12 protein-coding genes are annotated in these 14,906 nt (G+C 71.3%); 4 read left to right on the top strand and 8 right to left on the bottom strand.

The window, feature by feature from the left end:
• Positions 1 to 100 precede the first annotated feature (100 nt).
• The 3 genes from ED92_RS29290 (at position 101) to ED92_RS29280 (ending at position 3,190) form a co-directional block, all read left to right on the top strand.
• Positions 101 to 1,336 carry a sensor histidine kinase gene (locus tag ED92_RS29290; RefSeq protein WP_037343969.1) on the top strand — a complete coding sequence of 412 codons (1,236 nt, stop codon included), beginning with the start codon at positions 101 to 103 and terminating at the stop codon, positions 1,334 to 1,336.
• Positions 1,333 to 1,992, top strand: coding sequence for a response regulator transcription factor (locus tag ED92_RS29285; protein WP_037343968.1), 660 nt, complete (start codon positions 1,333 to 1,335; stop codon positions 1,990 to 1,992). Before ED92_RS29290 ends, ED92_RS29285 begins: the two co-directional genes overlap by 4 nt.
• Positions 1,993 to 2,074: 82 nt before the next feature.
• On the top strand, positions 2,075 to 3,190 hold the full coding sequence (locus ED92_RS29280; protein ID WP_037343966.1) for a serine hydrolase: 1,116 nt from the start codon (positions 2,075 to 2,077) through the stop codon (positions 3,188 to 3,190).
• On the opposite strand, the gene ED92_RS29275 is transcribed toward ED92_RS29280, so the two are convergent.
• The 4 genes from ED92_RS29275 to ggt all read right to left on the bottom strand — a co-directional run bounded on the left by ED92_RS29275 (position 3,187) and on the right by ggt (position 8,068).
• Positions 3,187 to 3,693: a flavoprotein gene (locus ED92_RS29275; protein ID WP_037343965.1), complete on the bottom strand. Its 507-nt coding sequence runs from the start codon at positions 3,691 to 3,693 to the stop codon at positions 3,187 to 3,189. The genes ED92_RS29280 and ED92_RS29275 overlap by 4 nt on opposite strands.
• The gene (locus tag ED92_RS29270) at positions 3,690 to 5,126 is read right to left on the bottom strand and encodes an RsmB/NOP family class I SAM-dependent RNA methyltransferase (RefSeq protein WP_152611039.1); all 1,437 of its coding nucleotides are present in this window, start codon (positions 5,124 to 5,126) and stop codon (positions 3,690 to 3,692) included. The genes ED92_RS29275 and ED92_RS29270 overlap by 4 nt, the downstream gene beginning before the upstream one ends.
• The gene (gene fmt / locus ED92_RS29265; RefSeq protein ID WP_037343964.1) at positions 5,123 to 6,049 is read right to left on the bottom strand and encodes a methionyl-tRNA formyltransferase; all 927 of its coding nucleotides are present in this window, start codon (positions 6,047 to 6,049) and stop codon (positions 5,123 to 5,125) included. The genes ED92_RS29270 and fmt overlap by 4 nt, the downstream gene beginning before the upstream one ends.
• 207 nt (positions 6,050 to 6,256) lie before the next feature.
• Positions 6,257 to 8,068, bottom strand: coding sequence for a gamma-glutamyltransferase (gene ggt, locus ED92_RS29260; protein ID WP_037343963.1), 1,812 nt, complete (start codon positions 8,066 to 8,068; stop codon positions 6,257 to 6,259).
• Positions 8,069 to 8,165: 97 nt separating this feature from the next.
• Here ggt and ED92_RS29255 point away from each other — a divergent pair, with 97 nt between their 5' ends.
• Positions 8,166 to 9,623: a hypothetical protein gene (locus ED92_RS29255; RefSeq protein WP_235213384.1), complete on the top strand. Its 1,458-nt coding sequence runs from the start codon at positions 8,166 to 8,168 to the stop codon at positions 9,621 to 9,623.
• Here the strand turns inward: ED92_RS29255 and ED92_RS29250 are convergent.
• The 4 genes from ED92_RS29250 to rpoZ all read right to left on the bottom strand — a co-directional run bounded on the left by ED92_RS29250 (position 9,620) and on the right by rpoZ (position 14,885).
• The gene (locus ED92_RS29250) at positions 9,620 to 11,710 is read right to left on the bottom strand and encodes a primosomal protein N' (protein ID WP_037343962.1); all 2,091 of its coding nucleotides are present in this window, start codon (positions 11,708 to 11,710) and stop codon (positions 9,620 to 9,622) included. The genes ED92_RS29255 and ED92_RS29250 overlap by 4 nt on opposite strands.
• Before the next feature lie 222 nt (positions 11,711 to 11,932).
• Complete coding sequence (gene metK / locus ED92_RS29245) at positions 11,933 to 13,135, bottom strand: methionine adenosyltransferase (protein WP_037344531.1); 1,203 nt, start codon at positions 13,133 to 13,135, stop codon at positions 11,933 to 11,935.
• 96 nt (positions 13,136 to 13,231) lie between these two features.
• Entirely contained in the window at positions 13,232 to 14,452 is a 1,221-nt protein-coding gene (coaBC, locus tag ED92_RS29240) for a bifunctional phosphopantothenoylcysteine decarboxylase/phosphopantothenate--cysteine ligase CoaBC (RefSeq protein WP_081975947.1), read from the bottom strand.
• 163 nt (positions 14,453 to 14,615) lie between these two features.
• Entirely contained in the window at positions 14,616 to 14,885 is a 270-nt protein-coding gene (rpoZ, locus tag ED92_RS29235; protein ID WP_005152353.1) for a DNA-directed RNA polymerase subunit omega, read from the bottom strand.
• Positions 14,886 to 14,906: the final 21 nt, after the last annotated feature.

Genomic DNA, 14,906 nt, shown 5'->3' with positions numbered 1-14,906 from the left:
CCCGCTAACCGGCTGTGACCGTCGACCCGGTCTGGAGTATGACGCGAAATGGCACCGCAGTGGGAGGTGCGCGCACACGCCGCCGAATAGCGTTCCCCTCATGGTCAACCCACTCAAGCCCCTCGTGCGGATCGGCAGCTACCGCAGCGTCCCGTTCGGACTCCTCGGCATGGCGATGACGGCGATCCCGTTCCCCATCGCGCTCATTCCCGCCGTCCTCGTCCCGGGTGACGTGTGGGCGAAGATGGTCTACGGCGTGCTCGCCATGGGCGTGCTGGTCGTGCTGGCCGGTTTGCCCGGACCGATGCGGCGGGTCGGTATCTGGTTCTCCAACCAGATGCTGGACACCCGGATCGCGCAGCCTCCGCAGCACACGAAGGTCGCCTGGGCGGAGCGCTGGCGCTCGGCGGCCTGGCTGCTCGTGCACACCGCGCTCGGCTGGGTGCTGTTCGGCCTCGGCTGTTTCCTGATGCTCGGCTTCGTGTTCGCCATCGTGTGGGCGGGAGGCGGCGGCAGCCCCATCGAGTTCTTCGGGGAACGGGTGACGATCGAATCGGGCACCGGCGGGCTGTGGACGCTGCCGATCGCGCTGGTCACGCTCGTCGTCATCGCGTACGTCCTCGCCGGTTTCAGCAAGCTGTTCCAGTACGCCGCGGTCGCCCTGCTCGGCCCGTCCGCCGCCGAGCGCGTCGCCGCGGCGGAAGTCCGGGCGAACCATTTCGAGCAGCGCAACCGGCTGGCCCGCGAACTGCACGACTCGATCGGGCACACGCTGACGACGTCGACCATCCAGGCCGCCGCGGCCGCCGAACTGGTCGATTCCGAACCGCAGCTGGTGCGCCGGGCGCTGGGCACCATCGAGGAGTCTTCGAGGGCGGCGCTCGAAGACCTCGACCACGTACTCGGCCTGCTGCGGGAGGACCGGTCGTCCCGCGAGCCCGAACGGCGGCTCATCGAGGCCGGGACGCTGGCCGAACGGGCCCGCGCGGGCGGCGCGGAGATCGACTACGAGCTCACCGGCCCCGCCGCCGAACTGCCCGCGACCCTTTCGCGGGAGGCGTACCGGATCGTCCAAGAAGGACTGACGAACGCGTTGCGGCACGCCCATCCCGGCCCGGTGAGCGTGCGGGTCGCGGTACTCGCCGACGCGCTGCGGATCGAGATCGTGAACCCGCTCATGGAGCACGCGGCCTCCTCGGGCCGCGGCGGCAACGGGCTGCCGGGGCTCACCGAACGCGTCGAGGCCCTGCGCGGGGAGCTCGTCGCGGGGCCCGCCGTCGACGGGGAACCGTTGTGGCGGCTGGTGACCACGATCCCGCTACGGTCGCGCTCATGACACTGCGCGTCCTGATCGTCGACGACGAACCCTTGCTGCGAGCCGGTTTGCGTTCCCTGCTGGACAACCAGCCGGATCTGACCGTGGTCGGCGAGGCGGACGACGGCGGCGAGGTGGTCGATCTGGTGCGGCGGACGCATCCCGACGTGGTCCTGATGGACGTGCGCATGCCCGGGGTGGACGGGATCGAGGCGACCCGGCGGGTGCTGGCCGAGATCCCCGACCCGCCCAAGGTCCTCGTGATCACGACGTTCGACAATGACGATTACGTCTATGACGCGCTGCTGGCCGGGGCGAGCGGCTTCCTGCTGAAGCGGGCGCGCAAAGAGGAGTTCGCGCACGCCATCCGGACGATCGCCGCCGGGGAGACACTGCTGTTCCCCGACGCGATCCGCCGGATGGTCACCGCGCGCCCGGCGCCGTCCGGCCTCGCTCCCCGCCCGTCGTCGCTGACGAAACGGGAGACCGAGGTGCTGCGCCTCATCGCCACCGGGAAGTCCAATGTGGACATCGCGGCCGAGCTGGTCATCAGCCTCGAAACCGTCAAGACCCATGTGGGCAACATCTTCGGGAAACTGGGCGCGGCCAACCGGAGCCAGGCCGTGGTGTTCGCCTACGAGACCGGCGTCGTCGCGCCAGGGCACAGCCTGCGCTGAGCGGCATGGTGGGGCAAACCTCAGTAAGGCGTGGGGGTTCACCCCATGGCCACCGCGTCCGAGCCTCCCTAGCGTGGAACCCATGCGAAAATCCTTGCCAGGCAAGAAGATCGTCGCCGTCGGTTCACTGGTCGCGCTGCTCGCCGCGACGACCGCCACTCCAGCTTTGGCCGTGACCCACCCGCGGGACGAAGTCGACAAAGCGCTGAAAACACTGGTGCAGGACGGCGTCCCCGGCGCGCAGGCGACCGTGACGAGCCCGTCCGGGCGGTCGTGGTCGGAGCGTGAGGGCGTCGGGAACGCCGAGACCGGGACACCGTTCCCGCACGACTCGAAGTTCCGGGCGGCCAGTATCACCAAGACCTTCGTCGCGGTCGTGGTCCTGCAGCTCGTCGCCGAGGGGAAGGTGCGGCTGGACGCGCCGATCGACCGCTACCTGCCCGGGCTCGTCCGCGGGAACGGCAACGACGGCACCAAGATCACCGTCCGGCAGCTGCTGCAGCACACGAGCGGGCTGTACAACTACGTCCGCGATCTCGACATCGACGAGTGGCGGCATCGCGGCGCCGAACCGGGAGAACTGCTGGCTGTCGGTCTGGCGCATCCGCCGGACTTCGCGCCGGGCACGGACTGGAGGTACTCCAACACGAACTACGTCATCGCGGGCATGCTCATCGAGAAGCTCACCGGCCGCTCGGTCTCCACCGAGATCCGGAAGAGGATCGCCGAGCCGCTCGGCCTGCGCCACACCTACCTGCCCTTGCGCGGCGACGAGCGCCTGCCGCAGCCGCACGCCAGGGGCTACGCGCCGGGTCTCGTCGACTACACCGAACTGGATCCCTCGCTCGCCGGGGCCTCCGGCGGGATCGTTTCGACCGGCGCGGAGCTGAACCGCTTCTACGGAGAGCTCGTCGACGGCCGTCTCCTGCCCCGGGCACAGCTGGCGGAGATGCAGCGGACCGTGCCGGCGGGCCTGGGCATCCCCGGAGCGGAATACGGGCTCGGGATCGCGTCGGTGCCGCTGTCCTGCGGCGGGAGGTTCTGGGGCCACGGCGGCAACCTCCGCGGCTTCGCGAACATCTCGGGGGCGGTCCCGCACGGGAAGAAGGTGAACGTCGTGGTCAACCAGGACCCGCTGCCGGACGGGGCGTCGGCGCATCTGGCGGCCGCGGTCGACACGGCGTTCTGCGCCCGCTAGACCGCTGGGAGCAGGTCCAGCACCGAGGTCCAAGCGGTTTCCGGGGTGAGCCTCGTGGTGGTGACCCCGGCGGACGCGAGCGTGTCGAGATGGCGCCGCCACGCCGGATGGTGCACCCGTGTGTCCTGGATCTGGTAGCCCAGCACGATCGTGATGCCCGGCGTGCCGAGGACGTCGCCGAGCAGGGTCAGCGCCTGGTTGTCGGCGATGCCGAGCGCCAGTTTCGCCACGGAGTTGGCGGACGCTGGCGCGAACAGGAACACCTCGGGGTCCGGATGCGGGCGGGGTTCGCCCGGTAGCCGGGAGGTGCTGCGGACCGGCAGCCCGGTGCACTTCTCCAGGTCACCGAGCCCGCCGGTCTTCTCCAGCCAGCGGGCCGCGGTGGGGGTCAGCGTGATGGCGAGCTCCCAGCCGCGGTCCGCGGCCGGTTTCGCGAGCTGCGCGGCGAACCGGGTGTCCAGTCCGCCGCACGAGCTCGCGACCAGGCCGAGGACCCTGCTCACCCGGCGGTGTCCGGCTTCCGCAGGACGGCGCAGAACATCGCGTCCGTGCCGTGGCGGTGCGGCCACAGCTGGACGTACGGGCCGTTGCCGAGCTGCGGGACGCCGGGGAAGAACTCCCGCGCGTCGACGATCTGGGCACCGGCGCGGCGCGCGGTCTCCCCCACGACGCCTTCGGTCTCGGCCAGATGCGGCGAGCAGACGACGTAGGTGACGATGCCGCCGGGCCGGACCAGGTCCAGTGCCGCGGTGATCAGCTGGCCCTGCAGTTTCGTCAGGTCCGCGATGTCGCTGGGCTGACGGCGCCAGCGTGCCTCGGGGCGGCGCCGCAGCGAGCCGAGACCGCTGCACGGCGCGTCGACGAGGACGCGGTCGTAGCCCGGTTCCAGACCGGTCTCGCGGCCGTCGGCGACGTGCACGGTCACCGGCAGGTCCTGGACGGCCTTCTCGATCAGCTTCGCGCGATGGGGCGCCTTCTCGACGGCGTCGACGGTCGCGCCCGCGGCCACCGCCAGCGCGCCGAGCAGCGCCGCCTTGCCGCCCGGACCGGCGCACAGGTCCAGCCACCGCACGTCGGAGCCGGAGACCGGGACCCTCGTGACGGCGTAGGCGCACAGCTGGCTGCCCTCGTCCTGGACCGCGGCCAGCTTTTCCTTGATCGGCTCCAGATCGCCGGGGTCACCGGAGCCTGCGGGCAGCCGGACGCCGTAGGGCGAGTACGGCGCGACGTCGCCACCGGTGATGGCGGCCAGTTCCTCGGCGCTGATCTCGCCGGGCCGGGCGACCAGGTGGACGTCGGGGCGGTCGTCGTCGGCCTCCAGGGCCGCCTTCAGCTCCGCTCCCTTGTCCCCCAAGGCTTCCGCGAACGACCGCGCGACCCAGCGCGGATGCGCCGTCCGCAGGGCGTAGGCGCCGATCGGGTCGGCGGCCTCGTCGGGGGCCAGTTCGTTCAGCCAGGTCTCTTCGTCCTTTTCGGACACCGAACGCAGCACCGCGTTCACGAAACCCGCGATCCAGGAACCGACTTCGGCGCGGACGAGGTCCACAGTGGACCCGACGGCGGCGTGCTGGGGGATGCGGGTGCGCAGCAGCTGGTACGCGCCGAGCCGGAGGCCGTCCAGCACGATGGCGTCGACCTTCTCCAGCGGACGGTCCAAGCAGGCCGCGATGACGGCGTCCAGCATGCCGACCGCGCGGCAGGTGCCGTAGGTCAGTTCGGTGGCCAGCGCCGCGTCGCGGCCGGAGATCCGGCGGTTGCGCAGCAGTTGCGGCAGCACCAGGTTCGCGTACGCGTCGTCTTCGCGGACCGCGCGCAGGACGTCGAAGGCGACCTGCCGGGCCGGGTCGATCTGCGGCGGGCGGCTGGGCCCCTCCTTGCGCGGGGCCGGGCGGCCTCGCTGCGGCCTCGACGGCCGGCGTTCCCTACGCTCGTTCACTGCAGGCGCTCTCCTTGTTCGATCCTCGTACCGCGCGCCCAGTCGGTGGCCGCCATCCGCTTCTTCCCCTGCGCCTGCACCTCGCCCAGCCGCACCGGCTTCGACGCCGTGCCGACCAGCACCCGCTTGCGCTCCACGACGAGTTCGCCGGGCGGGGGCCCCGGCTCGTCCACGACCGTCACCGGGCCGAGTTTCAGCCGCTCGCCCCGGAACTCCGCCCACGCGCCCGGCTCCGGCGTGACCGCGCGGATCTGCCGGTCGACCGCGGCGGCCGGATCGGCGAACGACACGCGCGCGTCCTCGACGGTCACCTTGGGCGCGTAGCTCACGCCGTCACCGGTCTGCTCGACCGCTCGCAGCGAACCGTCGGCGATTCCGTCCATCGTGGACACGAGCAGCTTCGCCCCGGACTCCGCCAGCCTGCCGAGCAGTTCGCCCGCGGTGTCGGTGGCGGCGATCTGCTCGGTGACCACGCCGTAGACCGGGCCCGCGTCGAGTTCCTTGACGATGCGGAACGTCGAGGCGCCGGTGATCTCGTCCCCGGCGCGGATCGCGGCCTGGACCGGCGCGGCGCCACGCCACGCGGGCAGCAGCGAGAAGTGCAGGTTGACCCAGCCGTGCGCCGGGATGTCCAGCGCCGCCTGGGGCAGCAACGCCCCGTACGCGACCACCGGGCACGCGTCGGGCGCGATCTCAGCGAGCCGGGCGAGGAACGCGGGGTCGCTCGCCTTCGGCGGGGTCAGCACCTCGATCCCGTGCTCGTCGGCCAGCGCGCCGATCGGCGATCGGACGACGCGGCGGCCGCGGCCGGCCTGGGCGTCCGGACGGGTCACGACGGCGACGACCTCGTGCTGCTCGGACGCCAGCAGCGCGCGCAGCGACGGGACCGCGGGTTCGGGGGTGCCGGCGAAGACGAGGCGCATCAACGCACCTCCGCCGGGGGGACGGGTACCTCTGACTGGGCGAACATCGCCGCTCAGTCTAGAAGGAGCTCACCACCCCGGCGCGCTCGCTCTCCCTCTGCGATGCGGCGGCTGCTAGGAACGGTCCTTTCCTTGCAAATTTTGCAAGGAAAGGACCGTTCCTAGCGCGCGAAAGGGCCGAAGAGGCCTTCGCGAGCGAAGTCGTCCTTAACGCGGCGGCCAGGGCAGCACGACGGCCGCCGAGCCGCCTCCCCGGCGCGTCGGTTCGGCCGCGGCGAGCCACCGGCCGTCCCGCAGCCGCTCCACGCCGGTCGCCGCCCCGATCTCCGCGGGCGTCGCCGAGAAGCCCTGTCCCTTGGCCTTCAGCACCTTGAGCACCTCGGTCTGGTCAAGGAACGCCTGCTCCACCTGCGCGGCCGCGGAGTTCCGCTGCGAGGCGCGCGGTTCGGCGATCGCGTCGACCAGCTTCAGCCCGCGATCGATACGGCCGGTGAGGATCTGCAGCACCGTGGTGATGATGGACGCGCCACCGGGCGAGCCGACGGCGAGGAACGGCTTGCCGTGATCGAGCACGATGGTGGGCGCCATCGACGAACGCGGCCGCTTCGCCGGGCCCGGCAGGTTCGGGTCGGGCACGCCCGGCGTCACCGGGGTGAAGGAGAAGTCGGTCAGTTCGTTGTTGAGCAGGAAGCCGCGGCCCGGCACGACGATGCCGCTCCCACCCTCCTGCTCGATGGTCAGCGTGTAGGCGACGACGTTGCCCCACCGGTCGGCGACCGTGAGATGCGTGGTGTTCTCGCCCTCGTACGGGGTCGGCGCGGGGTTCGTCCCGGCCACGCACGGGGTGGGCTTGCGCGGGTCCGCCGGCGCGACCGGGCTCGTCCCGGCCTTCGCGGGGTCGATCAGGCACGCGCGGCTGTCGGCGAACTTCTGGCTGATCAGCTCCTTCGCCGGGACGTCGACGAAGGCCGGGTCGCCGATCCACCGGTTGCGGTCGGCGAAGGCGTACCGGGTCGATTCCAGGAAGTAGTGCAGGTAGTCGGCCTTCTCCAGCTTCGAGAGCTTCGTGTTCTCGAGGATGTTCAGCGCCTCGCCGACGGTCAGCCCACCGGACGACGGCGCGGGCATGCCGTAGACGTCGAGACCGCGGTACTGGGTCTTCGTCGGCTTCCGCTCGACGACGCGGTACTTCGCGAGGTCGGCCGCGGTCATGTCACCGGGGCGCACCTTCAGCGTCGACGCGGGGTCGACCGGCGGCTTCCGCACGGTGTCGACGACGTCCGCGCCGATCGGGCCGTGGTAGAGCACGTCGGTGCCCTTCGCGGCGAGCTGCGCGTACGTGCCCGCGAGGTCCGGGTTCTTGAACGTCGAGCCGACCGCGGGCGGCGCGCCGCCGGGCAGGTACAGCGACCGGGTGGACGGGAACGCCGAGAACCGGGCGGCGTTGTTCGCGATCTGGGTGTTGAAGGTCTGGTCGACGGTGAAACCCTTGCGGGCGAGTTCTTCGGCGGGTTTGACCGCCTTCGCCAGCGACTTGGTCCCCCATTTGCGCAGGGCTTCCTGCCAGGTGGCGGGTGTGCCGGGCACGCCGACGCCCAGTCCGCTGGTGACGGCCTCGGCGAACGGGATCGCCTTGCCGTTCTCGACGAAGAGGTTCTCGTTCGCGGTCGACGGGGCGGTCTCGCGACCGTCGAGCGTGTGCACCTTGCCCGAGCGCGCGTCGTAGTAGACGAAGAAGCCGCCACCGCCGAATCCGGCGGAGAACGGGTCGGTGACGCCGAGCGCGGCGGCCGTCGCGACGGCGGCGTCGACGGCGTTGCCGCCTTCGCGCAGGATCTTCGTGCCGATCGCGGTCGCGTCCGCGTCGATACTCGACACCGCGCCCAGATAGCCGACGGCGGTGGGCGATTTGGCCGTCGGTGGCGCGGCCGCCGCCGTCCCCGGCGCGGCGGTGCCGACCAGGACGGCGATCGCGGTGACTGCGGTGATGCGTACCGGAGTTCTTCTGTGCGCGGCCATGGCGCGAGTCTGCCCCGCCTGTCCACCCCGGACAAGACCCGTCCAGACCTGCGTTCGTCGGTGGTGCGGCCGTGGCGGGATGAGCAGAATGCGGGCCATGAAGACTTCCGGCAGGCGGTGGGGCGCCTTCCTCCCGCTGCTCATCGCACTTCCCGTCCTCGCTGTCCCCGGTGTCGCGCAGGCAGAAGGCGCGAGCGCCTGCTTCGACGACTCCGCCGCGATCACCGTCGAGGAGAAGCGGCTCACCGCGACCATGCCTTCGGGTGGTCCGGCGGTCGGCCCGGAACTCGTCCGGCTCGCCGGATTCGACAAGCTCGTCTCCGACTTCACGAGGCGCCTCTGCGCCACGAAGACCGCTTTGCGGGCCGAGAAGCTCGCCGAGACCGCCGGTGACGGGCTCTGGCGCACCGCGGTCGACCGCGCGCAGGGCCGCCGTCCCGACCTCGGCATCATCGACAAGGCCGACGACCGGCCGCTCTACTGGGCCCGCCTCCAGATGAGCAAGGCGTTGCGGCAATGGACGCCGCGTTTCCCGCTGTCCGCGCCCGCCCGGGCGGAGCTGCTGAAGACGTTCGACTTCGGCGCGCGGGGCCTCGACGATTCCCGCTTCCCCGCCGGCCCGAAGCTGCGCCGGGTGCTGGTGAGCGGGTTCGATCCGTTCACCCTCAACGGCGCGGGCGTCCGCATCGCGAACCCGTCCGGCGCGGCGGCGCTGCATCTCGACGGCAAGACCATCCAGACGCCGACCGGGCCCGCGCTGGTGCAGGCGGTGTCGTTCCCGGTGGTGTGGCGCTACTTCGACGCCGGAATCGTCGAGTCGGCTTACGGCCAGGCGTTCAAGGACCGGTTCCGCCGTCCGGAGCTGATCATGACGATCAGTCAGGGGCGTCCCGGCCGCTTCGACATCGAGCGGTGGGCGGGTGCCTGGCGCGGTGGTTTCCCGGACAACCTCGACGAGCCCGTCCGCGGCCAGGTCCCGCCCGCCGACGGCTGGCCGCAGCCGGACGTCCAGTTCATCGAAACCACGCTGCCGTACGAAAAGATGCTCGCCGCGCCCGCCGGGGCGTATCAGGTGCTGTACAACGAGGCGTTCTGTGTCTGGCCGGACAGCACGAAACCGGGGACGGGGACCGCGGTCTGCCGGACGGACGCGCCGAAGCCCGGTGAAGTCGCCGCTTCCGGTGGCGGCGGCAACTACCTGAGCAATGAGTCCATGTATCGCAGCAACCGGCTCCGGACGGGCCTCGGCCTGACCGGGATCGCGGGCGGGCACCTGCACACGCCCGTCCTCGGCACACCCACCGATCCTTCGGCCCTGACCGACGCCGATTTCGAGGCGCGGCGGGCGGCGATCTCGTCGCAAATCGTCACGCTGCTCCCGCCGCTCTGGGCGGCTCCGCCACGAAGCCCGCTTCGCCCGCTCCGGGCGCTTCGGCTCGCGCCGACGTCCTCGCGACCCCCGGCACGACCCTCTGACCCCACGCATTTCGTCCTCTGGATGCGATGGTTCGCTGTCGAACTACCGCATTCAGAGGACGAAACGCGGGGGCGCTAGATGAGCTCCAGCGGGTCCAGCTGGATCCGGATGGGCTCGGACGCCTTGCGCGCGTCCCGCCGGGCGGCCGCAGCGTGGACGGCGGCGGCGAGCGCCTTCCCGTCCGGACGCGCGACGCGCACCAGCGCCCGCTCCCGTTCGGCGTTGCCGTCCTCGTCGACCTCGCCGAGCGGCACCGGGCCCAGCACCTCGCCGGTCTCCGGGAGGGCGAGGTCGTCGAGCAGTCCGGCGACCGCGTCCGGGGTGCCTTCGATACTCGCCATCCGCATCGCGGGCGGGAAACCGAGTTCGCGCCGCTCGGCCAGTTCGAGGCTCGCGTGCCAGCCCGGGTCCCAGCGCACCAGCGCCTGCACCACGGAAAGGCCCGCTTCCGCACCGACGAACACGCGACCGCCTTCGGTCCCCGGCCGCACCAGGGCCGCCGCCGCCATCCAGCGCCGCAGGGTCTCCTCCCCCGCGCGCAGGTCCTGCCGCCCCAGCAGCGCCCAGCCGTCCAGCAGCAGCGCCGCGCCGTAGCCGCCTTCCGCGACCGGCTCGGCGCCCGGCGTGCACACGACCAGCGCCGGTTTTCCGGGCACCGAAGCCAAAACCTCCGTCGCGCCCGACGTTCGCACGGGGAAGCCGGAGAACGCGCGGCCCAGTTCCTCCGCGGTGCGCTTCGACCCGACCACGACCGCCCGCAGCCGCACCGAACCGCATGCGGCGCAATGGAAGTTCGTCTCGGGGACGCCACACCACCGGCAGGCGGGTGGTCTCGGCGCGCCGTCGATCAGCCCGCCCGGCAAGGAAAGCGGGCCGGCGCACCGACGGCAGTGCGCCGACGTCCGGCAGTTGCCGCACGCGAGCCCCGGGACGTACCCGCGACGCGGAACCTGGACCAGCACGGGGAATCCGCCCGCCAACGACTGCCGCGCCGCCTCGAAGGCAACCGACGGGAGCCGCGCGGCCTTGGCCGCCTCGTCCCGGGCGACGTCGAAGTCCTCCCCGACCGGGGTGACCCTCGGCGCCGCCGCCCGCAGTTCCGGCCGGGCGGCCACGAGGGGCTGCGCCCAGCCCGATTCCACCAGGAACTGCGCTTCGGCGGTGCGCGCGAAACCGGCGACGAGCATGGAGCCCTTCGCGGCGTGCGCGCGATCCATCAGCACGTCACGGACGTGTGGATACGGTGCGTGCTGGTCGAGGTGGACGTCGTCGCCGTCGTCCCACACCACGAACAGGCCGGGATCGGCGACCGGCGCGAACATCGCCGCGCGCGTGCCGACGACGACGCGCACCGCGCCGCGCAGCACCGCGAGCCAGCGGCGATACCGCTCGGCGGGGCCGAGCCCCGCGATCAGCGCGACCACGGATTCGGTGCCCAGCAAGGAAACGCACGCGTCGTGCAGCCGGGTCAGGTCACGATGGTCGGGCACGACCATGACCACACCCCGGCCGGCGGAAGCCGCGACGGCGGCCGCTTCGGCGAGGCGGCGCGGCCAGTCCTCCCCCGGCAGCGCCTGCCAGACCGCGTTGGCCGGACGCCGTTCCGCGACGGCCTCCAGGAACGCCGGACCGCTCTGGTACTTCTCCCAGGCGGTGGTTCCGGGCGGTTCCGGCGTCGGTGCGGGTTCGGCGGGCGGTTCGCCCTCGGCCTTCGCGTGCCGGGACGGGATCGCGAGCCGCAGGACGTCGCTGAGGGTGCCGCCGTAGCGGTCCGCGACGGACCGGCAGAGCGTGAGCAGCGCCGGGGACAGCACGGGCTCGCTGGAGATCACCCTGTCGATGTACGCGAGCTTCCCGGTGAATTCCGTGGTGTCGGCACGCTCGACGAGGTACCCGTCGACGAGCTGACCCGCGAACCGGACCCGCACCCGGCACCCGGGGACGGCGGTTTCGTGCAGTTTCTCGGGGATCCGGTAGTCGAAGGTGCGGTCGAGATGCGTGAGCGGGATGTCCACGACGATCCGCGCGACCGGGTTCTCGGGCGCGGGGTTCTGCGCCCCGCGGCGGCTGGCCGTTTTCGCGCGCGACGGCTTGGCCTTCCGCGCCGGCTCGGCCTTCGGCTCCGGAAGGTCCCACAGAGGGGTCGGTTCGGGACTGCTGCTCACCCGGTGATCTCTACCAGACTCCGCCGTCACCGGCCGTACCGCGTGGCCGAGGGTGACCGAACCCGGAACTCGCGTGATTGCAGGCGGAACTCGCGTGTTTGGAGGCCGCACACCGAGTTACGGCCCTGATCACGCGAGTTCCGGCTCCAATCACGCGAATCACGCCGTGAAGGCCTCCTTCCCTACCCTCAAGGTAGGCAAGGAGGCCTTCACGGAAAGGGATCAGGCGCCCGCGGCCGACTTCAGGTCCGCGGCCCGCGCCGTGCTCTCCCACGGGAGAGACAGCTCGGGACGGCCGAAGTGGCCGTACGCGGCCGTCGGCGCGTAGATCGGGCGAAGCAGGTCGAGGTCGCGGATGATCGCGGCCGGACGCAGGTCGAAGACCTCCGTGATGGCGGCCTGGATCTTCGACGGGTCGACCGTCTCGGTGCCGAAGGTCTCGACGAAGAGGCCCACCGGGGCCGCCTTGCCGATCGCGTACGCGACCTGGACCTCGGCGCGGGCGGCGAGCCCGGCGGCGACGACGTTCTTCGCCACCCAGCGCATCGCGTACGCGGCCGAGCGGTCCACCTTGGAGGGGTCCTTGCCCGAGAACGCGCCGCCACCGTGACGGGCCATGCCGCCATAGGTGTCGACGATGATCTTGCGGCCGGTCAGGCCCGCGTCACCCATCGGGCCGCCGATGACGAACCGGCCGGTCGGGTTGACCAGCAGCCGGACGTCGGAGGTGTCGAGCCCGAGCTCGGCGATCTCCGGGGCGACCACGTGCTCACGGACGTCGACGCCGAGCATCTGCTCCAGGTCGATGCCGTCCGCGTGCTGGGTGGACACGACCACCGTGTCGAGCCGCACCGGCTGGTCGCCGGCGTACTCGATGGTGACCTGGGTCTTGCCGTCCGGACGCAGGTACGGCAGCACGCCTTCCTTGCGGACCCGGGTCAGCCGCTGCGAGAGCCGGTGCGCCAGCGCGATCGGCAGCGGCATCAGCTCGGGGGTGTCCGAGCAGGCGTAGCCGAACATCAGGCCCTGGTCGCCGGCGCCCTGGCGGTTGATCTCGTCCTCGTCGGATTCCACGCGGGACTCGTACGCGGTGTCGACGCCCTGCGCGATGTCCGGCGACTGGGAGCCGATCGCGACGTTGACGCCGCACGAGTTGCCGTCGAAGCCCTTGGCCGAGGAGTCGTAGCCGATCTTCAAGATCACGTCGCGGACGATGGTCGGGATGTCCGCGTAGGCCTCGGTGGTCACCTCGCCGGCGACGTGCACCTGACCGGTGGTGATAAGGGTTTCGACCGCCACCCGGCTGCGCGGGTCCTTGGCCAGCAGGCCGTCCAGGATCGAGTCGCTGATGGCATCGCAAATTTTGTCGGGATGACCTTCAGTCACCGATTCCGATGTGAACAGTCTGCTCGTGGACGCGGTCACGGTGCCCGTCACTCCCTCACCTAGACGTCTGATGCCTAGAAAGTTAGGCACCCCTCAGCTTGAACTCAAGCCTACTGACTATCGCTTTGGGGGCTCTCAACGCTTCATCAACGTCACAACAGCGTCCCACAATGTGGACGCGAGTTCGGCCTTGGCGCCGAGCGGGATCGGGATTTCGGTGCCGTCGGCCCCGAGCAGCCAGCCGGAGTTGTCCTCGGTGCCGAAGGCCTTCCCTTCACCGACGGCGTTCACCACCAGCAGATCCGCGCCCTTGCGCTTGAGTTTGACCCTGGCGTGGTCGAGGACGCCACCCTTATCGTCCCCTGTTTCGGCGGCGAACCCGACGACCACCTGGCCCGGGGTCCGATTCCGCACCAGTTCGGCCAGGATGTCCGCGTTGCGGGCGAGCTCGACGACGGGATCCGGTGCGTCGTCGGACTTCTTGATCTTGTGGTCGGCCCGGTTCGAGGGCCGGAAGTCGGCGACGGCGGCGGCCATCACGAGGACGTCGGCGGAGGCGGCCTCGGCGTGCATCGCCTGGCGCATCTCCTCGGCGGTGGACACGTGGACGACCTTCGCGCCCGCGGGCTCCGGCAGCGCGACGGTGTGCGCGGTGACCAGGGTGACCTCGGCGCCGCGCTGGGCGGCGACGCGGGCCAGCGCGTACCCCTGCTTGCCGGACGAGCGGTTGCCCAGATACCGGACCGGGTCGAGCGGCTCACGGGTGCCGCCGGCCGAAATGGCCACGCGCACGCCTTCGAGGTCACGCGTGAGAGCCTTCGGCACGGCGAGCAAGAGCCGGGCGAGGTCGACGATCTCGGCCGGGTCGGCGAGCCGTCCCTTGCCGGTGTCCTTGCCGGTCAACCTGCCTGCGGCGGGTTCGGCGACGACCAGGCCACGCGAACGCAGCAGCGCCACGTTGTCGCGGGTGGCCGGGTGCTCCCACATCTCGGTGTGCATCGCCGGGAAGAAGGCGACCGGGCACCGGGCGGTGAGCAGGGTGTTCGTCAGCAGATCGTCCGCGATGCCGTGCGCGGCCTTCGCGAGCAGGTTCGCCGTGGCGGGCACGACGATCACCAGATCGGCTTCCTTGCCGACGCGGACGTGCTGGACCTCGGGCACTTCGGTGAACACACCGGTGTGCACCGGGTTTCCGGAAAGTGCCTCGAAGGTGGCCGCGCCGACGAAGTTCAGCGCGGCTTCGGTGGGGACCACGCGGACGTCGTGACCGGATTCGGTCAGTCCGCGCAGGACCTCACAGGCCTTGTAGGCGGCGATCCCGCCACCCACGCCCAGAACGATCCGGGGTTTACTCAACGGTGTTCTCGGCGGTTCCGCGCGGCACCGCGATCGGGCTGCCAGGGCATGTCACTTCGACGACCTCGCTCACGCTGATCAACGCCCTGCCATCCCGATAGCGGGGCCTTCGGCCAGGCCGCGCCCTACTGTCACCTTGACAGCCGCCGTGGCCATCGAGGTCCTACTCACCCTCGGTGTGCTCGAGCAGACCGCCGTGGATCTCGCGCAGGGCGATGGACAGCGGCTTCTCGCGCGGGCCCGGCTCGACCAGCGGGCCGACGTACTCCAGCAGACCCTCGCCCAGCTGGGCGTAGTAGTCGTTGATCTGGCGAGCGCGCTTGGCCGAGTAGATCACCAGCGCGTACTTCGAGCTGACCTTCTCGAGGAGGTCGTCGATGGGCGGGTTGGTGATGCCTTCGAGCTCTTCGTGCAGCGTGGCCTGAGTCGTCACTCGTGGTGCTCCGAATCTTCG

Origin of the sequence: Amycolatopsis sp. MJM2582, assembly GCF_000754115.1 — a bacterium.
GTDB lineage: Bacteria > Actinomycetota > Actinomycetes > Mycobacteriales > Pseudonocardiaceae > Amycolatopsis > Amycolatopsis japonica.
Note: the sequence above shows the minus strand (reverse complement) of the source record. Positions and strands in the feature narration are given on the sequence as shown.

What these genes read in the sequence shown, in the direction of transcription:
- fmt (WP_037343964.1), bottom strand. Translation starts at nt 6,049, where the DNA reads ATGCGCCTCGTCTTCGCCGGCACCCCCGAACCCGCGGTCCCGTCGCTG.
- ED92_RS29280 (WP_037343966.1), top strand. Translation starts at nt 2,075, where the DNA reads ATGCGAAAATCCTTGCCAGGCAAGAAGATCGTCGCCGTCGGTTCACTG.
- ED92_RS29255 (WP_235213384.1), top strand. Translation starts at nt 8,166, where the DNA reads ATGAAGACTTCCGGCAGGCGGTGGGGCGCCTTCCTCCCGCTGCTCATC.
- ED92_RS29290 (WP_037343969.1), top strand. Translation starts at nt 101, where the DNA reads ATGGTCAACCCACTCAAGCCCCTCGTGCGGATCGGCAGCTACCGCAGC.
- ED92_RS29285 (WP_037343968.1), top strand. Translation starts at nt 1,333, where the DNA reads ATGACACTGCGCGTCCTGATCGTCGACGACGAACCCTTGCTGCGAGCC.
- ggt (WP_037343963.1), bottom strand. Translation starts at nt 8,068, where the DNA reads ATGGCCGCGCACAGAAGAACTCCGGTACGCATCACCGCAGTCACCGCG.